Here is a 17,584-nt window from a genome sequence, read left to right as displayed (position 1 = left end):
AGTTCAAAACTTTTACCCCGTAAGTTTATTTTAAAATCAATAAAATGTTTAGGTAAAATAAAAAAAACTTATACTTTTGCAAATGTCCCTCCTAATAATATATTTTAAAACAAAATTATTCTGAATAAAAAGCTGTTTTGATATGTTGAAAATATTTGATGAAAAAATAAACGGATTTTTATTTACGATAATACTTCCGCTTTTGCTGTTCTCAATGTCCTATTATGGATTTGAGTCTTCCTACACAAGATTGAAAACAGCAGAAAGGCCGCCCGATTATTTGTTTTCATCGGTCTATGCTTATCGGGTACTTCCCAACTATCTCAGTTTGTATCTTACGGACATTGTGGGATATATTATTGAAAATTATCTGGGCTTTTTTCGGAAATTTCTACATAAAAACGGAACTGCATTTTATCATGGTCTTTTTCTGATGAACAGTTTTTTCTTTATTCTTTCTTCCGTTGTTTTTAATAAACTACTTTCCCTGAAGCCGGTTTCACTTCTTTTAAACATCAATCTAAAAAGAGTTATTCATCTTCTGGCCGTGTTTTTTATTGTAATCACGCAATATGCACCTACAAATTGTGATATGATGGCACTTTTTTGTTATCTGACAGGAGTGTTTTTAACATTAAAATATTTTCATACAAATAAGACGGCATATTTTTATATTCTAATTGCTTTAATATTTCTTTCCACGTTCGTTAGGGAGACGGCTTGTCTGAATATTGCTTTTTTTGCTGCGCTCTTCCTGGATATGGATGATCTCAGAAAAGGAAATTATACAATGGTCGCAAAAACAATTCCTCTGGTGATCTCTTTTTTAACAGCCTATTTAGGATTGAGAATGATTGTTGTTCAGGAAACCACTTTTGTAGAAGGCTTTTATATCAACAGGAACTTCGAAAGCCCGTTCAATCTGGCGGGGCTGTTATTTGGATCCATAGTCTTGTATTTTGTATACCTGTTGGGCGTATCTGCTGACAATAAAACGATATTTAAAAAGTATTTATTTTTCTCATTGCCTTATCTTGCTATGATTACCATGGTGGGACTTTACTGGGAGGTGAGGCTTTTCCTTCCACTTATTCTGACAGGAATTATAGTGGCTTATCATCAATTTAAAAATTCCCTGATCCTTTCATGAGTTTATTGCATCCATATTACATCATTGCGATGATCTACATGCTTATTTTTAGTGTGCAGGAGGTCTTTGGAAATAAAGTTGATAAAAAGTGGTTTTGGTTTTTAGGGGTTTACCTGATTATTATTGCCGGGCTCAGAGATAGTGTTGGGCCGGATTATGGGAGTTATAAAGGGATTTATATCTATTCAGATACAAAAGAATATTGGAGTATCTTTTTAAAGGCCCTTCACATAGAAGGTTCAGAGAATGTTGATATAGAATGGTTGTATGCATTGATCAATAAGATCATGCTTAATGTGTTCAATGCTCCGTTTTACATGCTGACACTCGTTATTGCTATTTTTGCTATATTTTTTAAGATAAAATATACAGAAGACAATACTTTTTATCCATTTACTTTTACGCTGTTTATGTTTATTCCCAATTTCTTCATTGGAGAAAGTGGACAGATCAGGCAGAATCTTGGAACTTTTATTATATACTTCGCAATCAGGTATATTAAAGAAAGAAAATTATGGCACTATTTATTCTTTGTATTCATAGCTTCAGGGATTCATAATGTATGTTATATATTTCTACCCATGTATTGGGTTGCACGCATACCTTTAAATAAAACAATGATGCTGGTATCTATTATTGTTTCGATCTTTTTGTCTCCATTCGAAGTGTATAAGGTTTTTGGTAACTTTTTGAGTAATATTGCCTCCGATAGTATGCTTGTGGAAGGTTTTAACGGATATGTGGATGAGACGGCGCAGCGATTAAATGGGGGATTTGGTATTCCCGAAGCGTTAATGGCAATTCTCACATTCTTTTTATTTGCATTTGATACTCCCATGAAGGAAAAATATCCATATTATGAATATCATAGGAACTATGCCGTCATTGGAATCTGTTTTTATTTCATATTCAGAAACAATCCGGTGTTCTCATCCAGGCTTGCGGGAGCGTTTATTGGTTTCTCATTTGTATTGATTCCTAATGCAATGTATGTTGTTTCGGCTAATAAAAAGAGATTAATATATTCCTTTATCATTGCATTGACCATATTCAACTTCGTGGTATTTTCCAGTTTCAGAAATATTATTGCAGGTAGGTTCACCATTGACCTCTATAAAAATCATATTTTACCTTAACAGTAAAGTAAATGTATTGACAAAAGGCGCACTTTAAAGATGCGTCTTTTTTCTGTTATCCCTTATCAATGCTCGTTTCTTTACGCTCCAGGCTGTATTTTTCCTTATTATTTGTGAACTTAATATACCACAAATTTAAAATTCAATACAATAATATTGTAGTTTTGTGCTGTTTTAATCAAAATAGAATATCTATAAATAATTGTTTTATTTAATAGTATTTATATAATAATTAACTTATTAAATATATATTTATAATATAAATCACTATTTATTGATGCGGGCTTAAAATTTGTATTGGTGTTTCTACACCAAACCTAAGGATATGAGAAACAGTATACTAAAAAAAATGACGGCAATTTTTTGCCTTGTGTCAGTGAATGCCTATTGTAGCAATGGGTATAGATATGATAAAGATGATGAGTGGCCAGGTGATCACTATACAAAAGTTAACGATTCTTTGGTCAGGATACCACAAAACTATGATCAAAGAGTGATCAATTCTGCTGATACCCAAAGTTTTTCATCCCAGCTTAATGTAAAAAGTAAAGTAAACCCACTTGCCTTAGATTGGACTAAGGCGCCCAATAGTTATATTTTTGATCCTAACCAGGAATATGCCGGTCTGCTTATACCGGTCAGAAAAGCCTATGCCATGTGGGAAGATGATAAATATATAGGCAGTGAAGGTATTCCCGAAGGAAAATTAACGGCTGATGTATTATGGGAGGATGTTCCTGGGCTAATAATAAGTGGAGGTAATTACGCTCTTGAAGTACTTGATACGGGGCAGAATGCCAAAATTAAAGTTCCTGTAAATAAATCAAAAGAGGGAAATGCTGTAATAGCATTTAGAATAAATGGCGAAATTTTTTGGTCATGGCATGTATGGGTTACTGATGATCCCACTAACGGATCTGCCTATAAAAGTTTTGAAACAATTAAAAGACAGAGAAACGATGGAGTGATTGAGCAGATCCCCGATTCGGACTGGAGGTGGATGGATAGGGATTTAGGCTCTGTAAGCGGAACGATCACAGGAACAGAATGGAACAGGAATTTAGGCTTACTCTATCAATGGGGTAGAAAAGACCCGATACCCTCTCTGGTATACAGGGGTAATGATTTCTATGAAGTATCAGGATCTATCGGAAGAATAAGGCACCGGGGAGCAAAAAATTTCACTAATGCCATTAAAATTGATGATCTCAGAAAGTTTGTTTTATTATCCAATGCTGAAGTAACCAATAATATCAAGCTTTCTGTAAAAAATCCTTTGAGTCTTATCTATGTGAATAAGGATGATAACTCTGGTCCCGCATATTATAATAACAATGCTAATCTGATGGTTAACTGGTTTGGAAAATCCTCTAATTTTAAAGACTACCAGTTATCTGAGCTTAATTTATGGTCAGACAATTCACAGGGGAAAATAAACGCAACTTATACCACTGATGATTCGGCTCAACCGTACCGTGATAAGTCATCTTATGATCCTTGTCCCAACGGATGGCGGATTCCATCGGTTTTGGTTGCTAATCTTGCCTCAGCAAATTATGTGGATGATATCAGGACCGATTTTTCTCCCTTTGGAGTAAGAACCAATATGGGGAAAAATGCTTTTGAATCCAATGGCTACCATATTATAAAACCCACTGATACGAATATGCCTTTATTTATGAAGGGTATTAAATTGTATTCCAATATCGGATTTGACCTTTCTCAGGTCGGAGGTTACGATATGGGATTGTTTCCCGGAACGGGGCAGGTAGCTATTGAAACACAGGCCGGACAATATGCGGACCAGCACCATACCAACATATGGACTGCGACGATGGCCAGACAGTTTGATGCTACTCCTGCTACTGTTGCAAGAGGCTTGTATATGATTCCGGATAAAGCCCAGCCTGACATTCCGGATTCAAATTTCCCTACGATAAAAGGTAGATTTCAATATGTGCCGTTAGCAACAATGAATACTTCAGAAGCTAATGGATGTCGTTGCGTAAAAGATCCTTTGTATGTGGTTGATAATTATGATTTTCCTACGGAATTTTTAAATATTTCCAATGAATATCTTGAAGGGTTAAATAATCCGAATACTTATCAGATCGTTAAGGCGACAACTGTATCTACCATAGAGATTCCAGTGAGTAAAGCATTTTCAGTTCAAAGTCAGCTTCTTAATAATCAGGAGATTCTTAATCCTTCCAATTATAACAACCTTAAGGTAAATGTACTTTGGACAACTAATACAAGTTTAATTAGTAATGTATCAATAGCTAATCCCTCTCCTGCGTCGCTGGGCGGTTTAAGCGGGTCTAAAATTGTAGTTGCAATTAATCCCAATCAAAGTGGAAATGCGGTGGTTACTCTTCATAATGGCAATATCACTAATCCTGTTTACTGGAGCTGGCATATTTGGGTTACTGACACGCCCGTGAACAGTCTTCAATATACAACAGAATTGCCGGCCGGAAATGCCACCAATTATGTCAATTATGTAGATAAAGCAGATATTCCCTTCCGGACCGAATTTATGGACAGAAATCTGGGGGCAACGGATGCATTTCCGATGGTTGTAAATAATCTTACCCCTACCTCTGCGGAATTATCCAGAATCAGGGCATCCACTGGGCTTCATTATCAGTGGGGAAGAAAAGATCCTATTCCAACATTCCAGTATGCTGATAACAGAGGGTCATACAATGTGTTTCTTGGGAATGTTTTAGCAACCGGAACGATTAGTTATACTACCCTTGCTGCGTCTACTTATAATAATATGTCCGGAAGTTATATTGTTCCTTATAATACTTATGCTGCGAATGCAAATCTCCTGGATACAGATAAGGTGTCTGACAAAATTTCGAAAATCTTGTCTTATTCTGTTAGAAATCCTTTAGTATATATGATTCCAAGTACTTTTGCTCCCTATAATAGCAGTACACCTAATTATACAAATGGAACGGATTGGCTATCTACTGAACCGAATCTGGCGCCGGACAGATGGGGAAGAGGAGGTGTGAAATCACCGTTTGATCCTTGTCCGGAAGGCTGGAGAATTCCTGATGTGTCTGGTGTTGCAATTGTTTCCGGTAAAGATTTTGGAATGACTCCATGGTATAAAAAGGATAAAAATGTTGCAACCATGTATAGTATCGTTAACGATTATCAGGGAGTGAGAGTCAGAAATCCAAGTACGACAACTACGATTGGCTATATGTTCAATCAGTCAGCATATCCTGTCGGCAATTATCCTAATTCCGGATCCAGAGGTTTCAGAAGTGTTACAGGGAATCAATCTGCCCAGGGAACTTATAACGTCCTTAATTATCAATATCCCGGATTCTGGACCGGTGCATTGGCGTCGAATTATACAGGGCGTTCTGTAAATATGTTATTCGATGCAGCTTCCTCTTCAAACCGTATTATGGCTTTTCATGATAATAACGACCCTTATTTTGGAATGAGCTGTCGTTGTGTAAAGGTTAAATATGATGAAGACGGAAATGAAGAAGGGGTAATTACAAAACTTCAGATTACATCTTTGTCAGCGACAAAAGCTGCAACACCTTTAAATAAAGATGAGTTTTTGGATATTATGGGAAAAGAGCAGGTCTCTGTTTTTCCTAATCCGGTAAAAAGTGAACTTCATATCAAGGCACCGGATACTACCGGAGGATATTATTATCAGATATATAATATGTCGGGACAACTGATCATGTCCGGAAAATTTGAAAATGATAAGACTAATCTATCTGCATTGACATCAGGAATATATTTGATCCGGATAAATAATTCGGATAAGATTATTAAGCTTATAAAAGAATAAAAATTTAAATATAAATAGGCTGTTTCAATCACGAGACAGCTTATTTTTTACTACTTTATTTACCGATCTTATAATAATAGGTGAAAAATTCTATTAAGATGTGTTTTACTAAATTAATTTTAAGTCAATCACTTGATTGAAAAGAATAAAACCAGTATATAAATGCCCTGTAAAGTCATTTCATTTTTAAATTAAACAAGTATTGCAAAACCTATGTAATAAAAAAGCTTTACTTTTGCAAAAATTTTAGAATGTCGAAAAATTTAGTAATTGTAGAGTCCCCGGCAAAAGCAAAAACTATTCAGAAATATTTAGGAAAGGATTTTGAGGTGAAATCCAGTTTCGGACATATCCGGGATTTACCTAAAAAAGGGATGGGTATAGACCTTGAGACATTCAGTCCTGATTACGAAGTTTCTGCTGACAAAAAGAAATTGGTAACAGAATTAAAATCTGCTGTTAAAAAAGCTGAAATTGTTTGGCTTGCTTCCGATGAGGATCGTGAAGGAGAAGCCATTGCATGGCATTTGGCAGATGAATTAAAGCTTAAGCCGGAAAACAGAAAACGTATTGTTTTTCATGAAATTACTAAAAATGCTATTCTAAAAGCAATTGATAACCCGAGAGATATCGATCAGAATCTGGTTAATGCACAACAGGCAAGAAGAGTCCTTGACAGAATCGTAGGTTTTGAAATGTCTCCTGTTCTTTGGAAAAAAGTAAAACCGGGATTATCAGCGGGTAGAGTTCAGTCTGTAGCCGTAAGATTAATTGTTGAAAGAGAAAAAGAAATACGCGCTTTCAATCCTAAAGCAAGCTTTAAGCTTGACGGGATTTTCGTGAATAAAGAAGATCAGGAAATCGCTGCGAAACTTAAAAAAGATTTCGAAAAAGAAGAAGAAGCTGAAAAATTTCTGGAAAAGGCAAAAACAACAGAGTTTAAAGTTCTGAATGTTGAAACAAAGCCTGGAACGCGTTCCGCATCTGCTCCTTTTACTACTTCTACATTACAGCAGGAAGCTTCTTCCAGATTAGGTTATAATGTAACAAACACTATGCGTCTTGCACAAAGACTGTATGAGGAAGGATACATTACCTATATGAGAACAGATTCCGTGAATCTTTCTCAGGAAGCAATCGAAGGATCAAAAAGGCAGATTATATCTGAATACGGTGCCGAATATTCCGCTCCGAGAAATTATACGACAAAGTCGGCTTCAGCACAGGAGGCTCACGAAGCGATACGACCGACTGATTTCGCAGTAAAAAGTATTGGGGATGCTCAATTAAACAGATTATATCAATTAATATACAGAAGAACGCTGGCCTCTCAGATGGCTAATGCTAAAATTGAAAAAACGGTCATTGAAATAGGTAATGCGAGCTTGCCTCAGCATTTTGAAGCTCAGGGTGAGGTTATTATTTTTGATGGTTTCCTTAAAGCTTACGGTATTGTAAAAACGGAAGATGACGACGAGGAAAATAATGAGAAATTACTTCCGAAAGTAAAAGTAGGAGAGGTTTTAAGTTATAAATCAATTACGGCAACTGAAAAGTTCACCAGACCCAGCGCAAGATATACAGAAGCAGGATTGGTAAGAAAGCTTGAAGAATTGGGAATAGGCCGTCCTTCAACGTATGCACCTACCATTCAGACCATCCAGAACCGTGAGTATGTTGATAAGCGTGAGATTGAGCCACAGATTCGTGAAGTGGTGAAAATGTCTTTGGTAAAAGATAAAATTAAAAAGGTAGTACTCGACGAGAAATTCGGAGGTGATAAAAATAAATTTGTTCCTACAGATATTGGTGAGGTAGTCAATGACTTTCTTATTGATCATTTTAAAGAAATTCTTGATTACGGATTCACGGCAAGAGTTGAAGAAAGTTTCGATGAAATTGCAAACGGAGATCAGAAATGGAAGGAGATGATGACGGATTTTTATTCCAAATTCCATCCAAGAATTGAAGACGTAGAAGAAAATGCAGACCGTGCAAATGGGGATAGGCTGTTGGGTGTTGATCCAAAAACAGGTAAAAATGTTCATGCCAGAATTGGAAGATTTGGAGCTATGATCCAGATAGGGGAGACTGAAGATGAAGAAAAACCTACTTTTGCATCGCTAATGAGTGGGCAGAATATTGCAACCATTACGCTTGAAGAAGCATTGGAACTATTCAAGCTGCCTTTTGATCTGAAAGATTATGAAGGCCAATCCGTTTCAGTAGGTGTGGGGAGATTCGGTCCTTATGTAAAGTGGGGTGAAACGTATATCAGTATTCCAAAAGGAGAGGATCCGCTTTCTGTAGATCAGAACAGGGCTGAAGAAATTATCGGAGAAAAGAAAAAAGCTGATGCTCCTATTGCAACCTACAAGGGAGAGCCGGTAACCAAAGGAACAGGAAGGTTTGGTCCATTTATCAAATATCAGAGTATTTTTGTAAACGTTCCTAAAAAGTATGATTTCGATAATCTTTCTCAAAGCGACATTAATGAATTAATTGATGCTAAACTGGAGAAAGAAGCAAACAGATATATTCAGCAGTGGGAGAAAGAAAAAATATCTATTGAAAATGGAAGATGGGGACCATTTATTAAGTTTGGAAAGAGCATGTTCAAAATTCCAAAGAAAAAAGATGACACAAAATATGATGCTGAAGAACTGAAAGAAATTTCATTGGATGAGGTGAAAAAGTGGATTACTGCCCAGGATAAAAATGCTTTTGCCGAGAAAAAAAAGCCGGCAGCCAAGAAAAAAGCGACTGCCACAAAAAAGAAATAAGAAGTAATGATATTACAAAGCCATTAACAAACAGTGTTAATGGCTTTTTTTATGACCATTAAATGATTTTATTTTAATATTTTTGGTTTTTAAGACTTAATTAGAGAGAATGAATTTTGAAGATTTTATAATTGCCCCTAGGAATTTCAAAACTGAGAATTGGCAGATTGGAAACCAGATTACCAAAGAAATAAAAGAAGACAGTATTGTTTTGCTTTTCGTATCAGATTACAGAGGATCAGGTGGCGATGCTGAAGTACAGGATTTTACCTCTGTAAGAAAGGAATTTTATAAATTATCACAGTTGGATTTTGAAATTCCCATCGTTGATCTTGGAGACCTTGTTTCCGGTAAATCTGTTCAAGATTCCCATTATATCTTACAGGAGGTTCTTTCTGCCTGTCACTATAAAAGAGCAATTCCTGTCATTATCGGAGGTTCTAATGATTTCGCCTTTTCTTTATTTTCAGGATTGAATTTTCATCAAAAAAATATCAATTATACACAGATCAGTAACGTCATCTCTCTTAAACAGGGTGAGCATATCAATGAGCATACTTTTCTAAGCAAAATTTTGGGTGCCAAGAATTTTTCGATTAAGAATTACCACCACTTGGGATATCAGAAGCACCTGAACGAAGTAGATTCTGTAAAGCTGATTAAAGAAGTTGAGTTTGATATTGTCCGTCTGGCAGAAATGATGAATTCTACAGAAAAAACAGAGCCCTTCTTCAGAAAGGCTGATTTGGTTACTGTCAATTGTGATGCAATTGAAAGTTTCGGAGAACCTTTTTCAATAAATCCGCAGGTGAATGGACTAAATAGACGGGAAATCTGCGCTTACATGAAGGAAGTTGGGTTGAGTGAAAATTTGAAGTCTGTCGGAATTTTTAATTATAACATATATTCGGAAAGCCAGTTGAATCATCAATTGTTGGCACAGATGATCTGGTATCTGATAGAAGGAATTAATATCCAAAGATCACACCCAAAAGAAAGGCACTACGAAATTTTTTATGTGTTGATCGATGATAGCCAACATACATTTAAGCGTGATACGTTTAGTAATCTGTGGTATTTTGGAGATGATGAGAATATTGAGAATTGTATTCCTTGTTCAAGAAAAGATTTTGATGAAGCAAAGAAAGGCTGGTTGAATGCAAGGCTGACGAAAATTTAATTTATGATGAATACTGTTCCCTCAAAAGTTTCTATCATAGTTCCTGTTTATAATGTTGAAAATTATTTGGCTAAATGTCTCGACTCTTTGGTTAATCAAAGTCTGCAGGAAATTGAAATTATCGTTGTGGACGATGGTAGCAGTGATAATTCTGGATTGATTGCACAGGAATATGGCCAGCGTTTTCCGGAAAGACTAAAAGTTTGGAAGAAAGAAAATGGAGGTTTAAGCGATGCCCGGAATTTTGCCATCGATCGGGCGACGGGAGATTATATTGGTTTTGTGGATAGTGATGATTATGTCGGAAAAACCATGTTTGAAGAAATGTTTAACCTTGCGGAAAAGCATAATGCCGAAATGGTCATCTGTAATATTCAAAAAGTGGACGAGTCGGGAATTGTTACCCAAAAGCTTACTCAAATTCCTAATATGCCGGAAAAAATTGATTTGGAGAAAAACTTTTCTGTTTTTTCTGATCTCAGCTATTTTGCATGCAACAAGTTGTTCCGGAAGGAACTTTTTAATAATAAAAGGTTCAAAAAAGGGGTGCATTTTGAAGACATTCAGCTCATTCCACAACTTTTACTCAAGTGTAAGATTGTAGCACAGACGCAAAACTTTCATTATCACTATTTGGAAAGAAATGATTCTATCACTAAAACACATACTGAAAAAGGATTGGATATCCTCAAAGCAGTAAAAGATGTAGAATCTGAATTTAAAACATCATCCTACTCAACAAAAAAAGAGGAACTGAAAAACTTCCAGATTTTAGAGGGAGTATATAGTTTTTTGGCCTATCTGGCGTTTGTAAAAGATGATAAAGTTTTTTATGATATGGCTGATCAGCTGAAAAATTTTATAGAGGAAAGGAATATTAAAATTAAAGATATATTGTTCTATAGTCGTTTTGGTAAGAATTATATTTTATATTTGCCACTGAAAAAAAAGATATTTTATCTATTGTTTTTTGCAGGGCAAAAAAAATTGATAAGAAAGTTGATTTAAACACAAATGTAAGTACTGTCATTTCGATATATTACAAATTTCGTAGATACTATTTAGCAGATCTTAAGTAATGAGTGCTAAAGCATAATGAAAGTACTTAAATAGGAAAAAATGAAGAATTTTGAATTGTTCTTAAGCGAGATGGATATTTCTATTTTTTATGTAAAAATAGGATTTGGATTCTTGTTTTCTTTTTTAATCACGTTTTTCTCTATCCCAACCATTATTAAAATTTCCAGAAGAAAAAATCTGATGGATGAGCCGGGGGTAAGGAGTTCACACTTGAGAAAAATTCCCAATCTTGGAGGAATTGCTATTTTCTATTCTATAGGTATTTGTACTTCTATTTTTGCCTATGAACTTTTTGATCTGTATAAGTTTTTATTTGCATCATTGCTCATTCTTCTTTATGTAGGAGTAATGGACGATATTGTAGTGATGAGAGCTTACAAAAAGCTTGTTGCCCAGATTGTGGTATCCACACTTATCGTTATAGGATCTGATATAAGAATCAGAAATCTCTTTGGGATTTTTGGCATTTATGAACTTGAGTATGTTGTAAGTGTTATATTTAGTGTCATTACTTTTATTGTTCTTATTAATGCATTTAATCTCATTGATGGGATTGACGGACTCGCTGGAGGGTATTCAGTGATATGCAGTGCATTGTTTGGGATAAGTTATTATAGATTAGGAGAATATAATTATCCTCTGGTCGTATTGTCCGTTGTTATCATTGGGGCTGTTTTGGCTTTTTTATACTATAACCTCTCGAATTACAGGACCAATAAGATATTCATGGGAGATACCGGATCTATGTTGTTAGGATTTTTATTGGCATTTACAAGCATCTGTTTTATCGATATATTTATAGACAAAAAGCTTCCGGATATTCCAAGGTATCACTTACAGTCAGCTCCGGCGATAGCTGTAGCCATATTGATTTTACCTATTGTAGATACTTTGAATGTTATCTTTGTAAGACTTTGGAATAAGAAATCTCCCTTTGATGCGGATAAGAATCATATACACCATAAGCTTCTGAAGCTTGACTTTACCCATAGAAGATCGGGTTTTTATATTGTCGTCTACTATCTTTTTATAGTAATGGTGGCTTATTTTTTAAGACATATAAATGTAAATTTATTGTTATTGGTGATACTTGTGCTAGGCTTTACTGGTGCTTATTTGCCGGATTTTATTTATCGGATAAGAAATAATAGGAAGTAACAATTAAATTTTTATTTTTGTAAACAACATTTGATTATGATAAGAAATTTTAAATATTTATCCCTTTTAATCCTGCCTTTTTTCATTACATCTTGTATCACAAAAAAAGATGTAAGATATATGCAGCCTAATGAAAATCTTGTGATCAATGAGGAAGGTCTTGTTCCTTACAACATTCCCGTATACAGGATCACGAAGAACGATATACTGAATCTCAATATTGTTACTACTCCAAAGGGCGATGCAGCGCAGTTTTATTCTACTTTAAATACTTCCGGCAGTACAGTTGCTCCCGGGGTTAATCCCACAACTATAGGAACTTTAGGACGTGTTGGAAGCGGAAGTGGAGGAAGTGGTGGCGGAGGAAATACCAATTTCTATTTTAATGGATTAAAAGTGGATTCCAATGGAGATATTAATGTTTTTGGAATCGGCTACATCAAAGCAGAAGGACGTACTATCGAAGATATCACCAAAGAGATCCAGGAGAAAGTAAATGAAAATTTCCAGGATGGAAAGTCTCAGGTGAGATTAAATACGGACGGGATAACTTATTATATTCTTGGAGACACGGAAGCTGTTGCTATTACAGGAGAAAAAGTGGCTCACAAAAATACGCTTACCATTACCGAAGCACTGGCAATTAATGGAGGTTTAAATAAAAGTGTAGATAGAAAAACAATTGTTATCCACAGAAAATTACCGGAAGGAATTAAAATTGCGAAAATAGATTTAACCCGGGAAGATGTAATGAATTCACCGTATTATTATGTGCAAAATGGTGATGAAATCTATCTTAATACCAGAGGAAAAAGCTTGAATGGATTGGGGAAAGACCCTGTACAGACTATCACAACAGGAATTTCATTAATTACTACAGCGTTGTCAGTTTATTTAATCCTAACAAGACTTTAATATCATGATTCCAGGAAAAGAAACTAACGTTGAGAAGAATAATTCTCAAAAAGATAAAACCGGTTCTTTTGAATTGTTTGATGTTGAGCACTTTTTAAGAAGGATATTAAAGAACTGGTATTGGTTTGTTTTAATGCTGTTTATTGGCTACTGTATCTCATGGATGTATGGTAAATATTATGCACAGAGTATTTATGCTTCAAACCTTTCTCTAAGTGTATCTAATAATACTTCCAGCTACTTTACTCCTAACCAGTCAATTAACTTTATTTGGGGACAGGGAGGAAATCAAGACGGGATTTATTTGAAAAAAATGCTTTTGTCAAGATCACACAATGAATTTCTTGTAAAGGAGCTTGATCTTTTTGTTAACTATTCTACAAAAGGATCTATAAAATCTACTTATCTGGATAAAGACGATTCACCGGTCTTTGTGCAGATTGATAAGAAACACCTACAACAGATTAATTATCCTATTACACTGATGCCAAAAGGAGGAAATACGTATGAAGTGGTATTACCCGATAAAGGAGAATCAACTCATTTGTATAATTATGAAGTGGAGGGGTTTCAGGATATTCATAGCTTCAAAAAGCCATCGAATAAAATAATTAAAGTAGGAGAATGGTTCACAGCACCTAATATTAAATTTAGACTGCTTCAGAATCCAATAACCCCAAATATTAAACTGGATAATATTATTGTTAATCTTAGTTCTGTCAATCAGTCCGTTAATGAGATTGTATCAACCATCGGAGTAGAGTTTGATAAGGAGATCAATTCTATTATGATCATTACAAAAACAGGTTTCAATCTTAATGGAACTGTAAATTTCCTTAACAAGTCTGTAAGTGAGCTACAGAAGAAAAGGATGCTTGATAAAATGACCGTTGATAAAAATACGGAAACCTATCTTCAGGATAATCTTACAGGAGTAAGAAAGAAACTGGATTCAAGTGCTACTGTTCTCAACTATTTAAAAACTTCGGAAAAGCTCTACGACATTAAAGATAGAGATGAAAAATCTCTGACGAAGATTAAGGAACTGGAAGCAAAAAAGGCGGACCTGACAAGTAAAATTAACTCCCTTAATCTTATTAAGAACACACTGGAGAACCAGAATTTTGATAAAATGATTAGTACAAATGCTGCAGGCTTCGAAGACGGAATGTTTACGGCTTCAGTTTCGGAACTTAAAGCATTGTATCTTAAAAGGAGAGAGATGGCTACGATTTATACGCCAAATTCAGAACCTATGAAAGAAATCAACAGGCTGATCAGTGATGCAAAATTAAGCTCTTCCAACTCTTTGAGCAATTACTATAATGGATTTAATGTTGAAATCAATAAGATTAATCAACAGGTAGCTGAAGCTAATGCGGATCTTGACGCTTACCCTGAAAAGGAAAGAAAGTATTTAGATGCAGAAAGAGGATACAATATGATTGAAGCCACTTATAATAGTTTACTGGGAAGGCAGAATGAAACTAAGATGAGGATGGCGACGAATCAATCTGATATCTCTGTTATTGACCCTGCTAAAAATGTAGGACAGTCTCCTATCGGGCCCAATGTAAAAGGAACGAAGCTGGTCATTATGGGAGGTTTATTACTTCTGCCGTTTTTGTTTATTTTAATCGGAGAATTGCTGGATAATAAAATAAGAAATATTAAAGAGTTATTGAGTGCTACCAAAATTCCATTGCTTGGAGTGGTAGGTAATAATAATAATGAGAATATGCTTACCGTGCTTGATCAGCCTAAGTCTTCAGTTTCTGAAGCATTTAGAGGAATAAGGGCGAATATGCGATTTTTGTCTGATGAAAATGAAAAAAGTAAGGTTGTTTTAATTACTTCATCGATTGGAGGGGAAGGTAAAACATATGTTTCAATTAACCTTGCTTCAGTTCTTGGTTTGAGTGATAAAAAGACTATTCTTTTGGGAATGGACCTAAGAAAACCAAAAATATTCGGTGATTTCAAAATTGATAATAAATATGGAATTTCGAATTATCTTACAGGCGAAGTTTCCATTGACCAGATTATCAATAAAACAACAATTCCAAATCTTGATGTTGCCACATCAGGGCCAATTCCTCCGAATCCGTCAGAACTGTTAATGAGTAAAAAGAATATTAAATTCATTGAAGAGTTAAGGGAGATTTATGATTTTATCATTATCGATTCCCCGCCGGTAGGACTTGTTGCAGACTCATATGAATTGATGAAATATTCTGATACTAACATCTATGTGGTACGTCATGAATATACTGAAAAGTATATGCTTAAAATGATTACGGAAAAATATCATAATAATGAGATTGAAAACCTTGGTCTTGTATATAATGATTATATTATAAAGCAGGGATATGGTTATGGCTATGGATACGGATACGGTTATGGCTATTTTGATGAGGACAAAAATTACAAAGAGCCGCTATTGATTAAAATAAGAAACAAAATACAGGCAATTTTTAATAAAAAATAAAACATTAAACCCTCATTTAATGAGGGTTTATTATATAAGGCTTTTATTGATTCTATTAAAAAAAGAATATTTTCGGTACTTTGTCGTTTACTTTATAACAAATTATGTTTTTTTGTTTGTTTTTAACTAAACATTAAGAATATCATTAATATAAAAATGTTTTATATTTGCAAAAATTAAATTTTAAAATAACCATAAATCCATATTCTTTTATGAATAAAAAATTATTATTTAGCTTCCTGGCCGTCCTTGGAACAATGACTGGTGTGAAAGCACAAAGAAACGAATTGGGAGTTCGTCTAGGTATGAGTAACCTAGTGGGTGATATAGGAAGTACGAGTTATATTTTACAAAAGCCGTTGGATTTAAGCAGAGCATCAGATTGGGGAGTTCCATTTTATGGTGGTATATTATATAGATTTAATTTTAATCCCTACCAAACTGTTAGACTAGATTTAGGTTATAATCAGGTACAGTTTAGTGATAAAGCAGCGAAAGAAGATTATAGAAGAAATAGAAACTCATTTGGAAAGAATAATGTATATGAAGCAAGTTTGGTATTTGAATATAATTTTTTCCCGGTAAATAATGAGCAGATAAGTATGGTTAGCCCTTATATATTTGGGGGTATTGGAGGTTTAATGTTTGATGCTCCTAAAGCGACTTTAGTGAATGACTTTAGAAGAGATGCAGATGGAGTAGCACAAGCTCCGATTAATGAAAGGGATTTTACTACAAGAGCAGAATATTCTCTGGGTAAGAAAGTAACAATGCATGTTCCTTTTGGAGTCGGATTAAAATATAAATTTAACCATAGTTGGGCAATATTTGCGGAAGCTACGTTTAGATATACATTAACAGATCAGTTGGATCATAGTAAAATATTAACTAAAGATGTTGTATCTACCTATAATGGAGATATAGTAAATCCTACAACAGGAGGGTCTTTATTGCAAACAGGAAATTATTATGCTGTTTCAAAAGAAAGAGAAGCTGCATTTGTTAATGGAAGAAATGTTGGAGATACAAAATCTAAGGATTGGATGAATACCTTTAGCTTAGGTCTTACATTCTCCTTTGGAAGACCTCCGTGTTATTGTGAGTAATTAGTATGTCGTTGATTAAAGATAAAATAAATTCAGAGAATTTACCAAAACATGTTGCTATCATTATGGATGGCAATGGAAGATGGGCAAAATCTCGTGGTGAAGAAAGAACTTTTGGTCATAAAAATGCCATTAATGCTGTAAGAAATGCCATTAATGCGTGTAATGAGATCAATATCCCATATTTAACATTGTATACATTCTCTTCGGAGAATTGGAACCGGCCGAGTGATGAAGTAAATACTTTAATGAATTTGCTTACTGAAACATTATTGCTGGAAGCGGAAGAAATCTTCAGCAAAGGTCTAAGAATGCATGTTATTGGGAATCTGGATAAGCTGCCACCTCTTGTAAAAGAGCAGCTGCTAAGAGTGGTCGAATTAACAAAAGAAAACACAAAAGGTAATTTAGTATTAGCGATCAGCTATGGCTCGCAAAACGAGATCCTGAATGCCGTGAGAAATATAAGTTCTGATGTAAAAGAAGGCAAGGTGGATGTAGAGAATATTGATGAGAAATTATTCGAAAATTATCTCTATACAAAAGATTTTCCACCTGTCGATTTATTAATAAGAACCAGTGGTGAAATAAGAATTAGTAATTTTCTTCTTTGGCAGATCGCCTATGCAGAACTCCAGTTTTTAAATGTTCTGTGGCCAGATTTCACAAAAGATATTTTCTTCCAATGTATTGTAGACTATCAAAACAAAGAAAGGAGATATGGCCTAACCGGCGAACAAATAAAAATCCAGTAAA

General features: G+C 34.7%; 11 protein-coding genes. All 11 read left to right on the top strand.

From position 1 onward, the window contains the following. The first annotated feature begins 142 nt into the window (after positions 1-142). The gene (locus PFY10_11705) at positions 143-1,150 is read left to right on the top strand and encodes a hypothetical protein (GenBank protein WBV54901.1); all 1,008 of its coding nucleotides are present in this window, start codon (positions 143-145) and stop codon (positions 1,148-1,150) included. Further along, on the top strand, positions 1,147-2,286 hold the full coding sequence (locus PFY10_11700; GenBank protein ID WBV54900.1) for an EpsG family protein: 1,140 nt from the start codon (positions 1,147-1,149) through the stop codon (positions 2,284-2,286). Before PFY10_11705 ends, PFY10_11700 begins: the two co-directional genes overlap by 4 nt. Positions 2,287-2,635: 349 nt before the next feature. Then, positions 2,636-6,118: a T9SS type A sorting domain-containing protein gene (locus tag PFY10_11695; GenBank protein WBV54899.1), complete on the top strand. Its 3,483-nt coding sequence runs from the start codon at positions 2,636-2,638 to the stop codon at positions 6,116-6,118. 251 nt (positions 6,119-6,369) lie between these two features. Further along, positions 6,370-8,901: a type I DNA topoisomerase gene (gene topA / locus PFY10_11690; protein WBV54898.1), complete on the top strand. Its 2,532-nt coding sequence runs from the start codon at positions 6,370-6,372 to the stop codon at positions 8,899-8,901. 109 nt (positions 8,902-9,010) lie between these two features. Beyond that, positions 9,011-10,081, top strand: a complete 1,071-nt coding sequence (locus tag PFY10_11685; GenBank protein WBV54897.1) for a formimidoylglutamase — start codon at positions 9,011-9,013, stop codon at positions 10,079-10,081. A 6-nt stretch (positions 10,082-10,087) separates the two neighbouring features. Continuing rightward, on the top strand, positions 10,088-11,089 hold the full coding sequence (locus PFY10_11680) for a glycosyltransferase (protein WBV58937.1): 1,002 nt from the start codon (positions 10,088-10,090) through the stop codon (positions 11,087-11,089). Positions 11,090-11,200: 111 nt separating this feature from the next. Beyond that, on the top strand, positions 11,201-12,319 hold the full coding sequence (locus PFY10_11675; protein ID WBV54896.1) for an MraY family glycosyltransferase: 1,119 nt from the start codon (positions 11,201-11,203) through the stop codon (positions 12,317-12,319). Between the two features lie 36 nt (positions 12,320-12,355). Further along, positions 12,356-13,234, top strand: coding sequence for a polysaccharide biosynthesis/export family protein (locus PFY10_11670; GenBank protein ID WBV54895.1), 879 nt, complete (start codon positions 12,356-12,358; stop codon positions 13,232-13,234). A gap of 4 nt (positions 13,235-13,238) precedes the next feature. Further along, positions 13,239-15,722 carry a polysaccharide biosynthesis tyrosine autokinase gene (locus PFY10_11665; GenBank protein ID WBV54894.1) on the top strand — a complete coding sequence of 828 codons (2,484 nt, stop codon included), beginning with the start codon at positions 13,239-13,241 and terminating at the stop codon, positions 15,720-15,722. A 167-nt stretch (positions 15,723-15,889) separates the two neighbouring features. Beyond that, the gene (locus tag PFY10_11660) at positions 15,890-16,828 is read left to right on the top strand and encodes a DUF6089 family protein (GenBank protein WBV54893.1); all 939 of its coding nucleotides are present in this window, start codon (positions 15,890-15,892) and stop codon (positions 16,826-16,828) included. Between the two features lie 5 nt (positions 16,829-16,833). Further along, positions 16,834-17,583 carry a polyprenyl diphosphate synthase gene (uppS, locus tag PFY10_11655; GenBank protein ID WBV54892.1) on the top strand — a complete coding sequence of 250 codons (750 nt, stop codon included), beginning with the start codon at positions 16,834-16,836 and terminating at the stop codon, positions 17,581-17,583. The last annotated feature ends 1 nt before the right edge of the window (position 17,584 follow it).

This window comes from Chryseobacterium daecheongense (assembly GCA_027920525.1).
GTDB classification, from domain to species: Bacteria; Bacteroidota; Bacteroidia; order Flavobacteriales; family Weeksellaceae; genus Chryseobacterium; species Chryseobacterium proteolyticum.
Note: the sequence above shows the minus strand (reverse complement) of the source record. Positions and strands in the feature narration are given on the sequence as shown.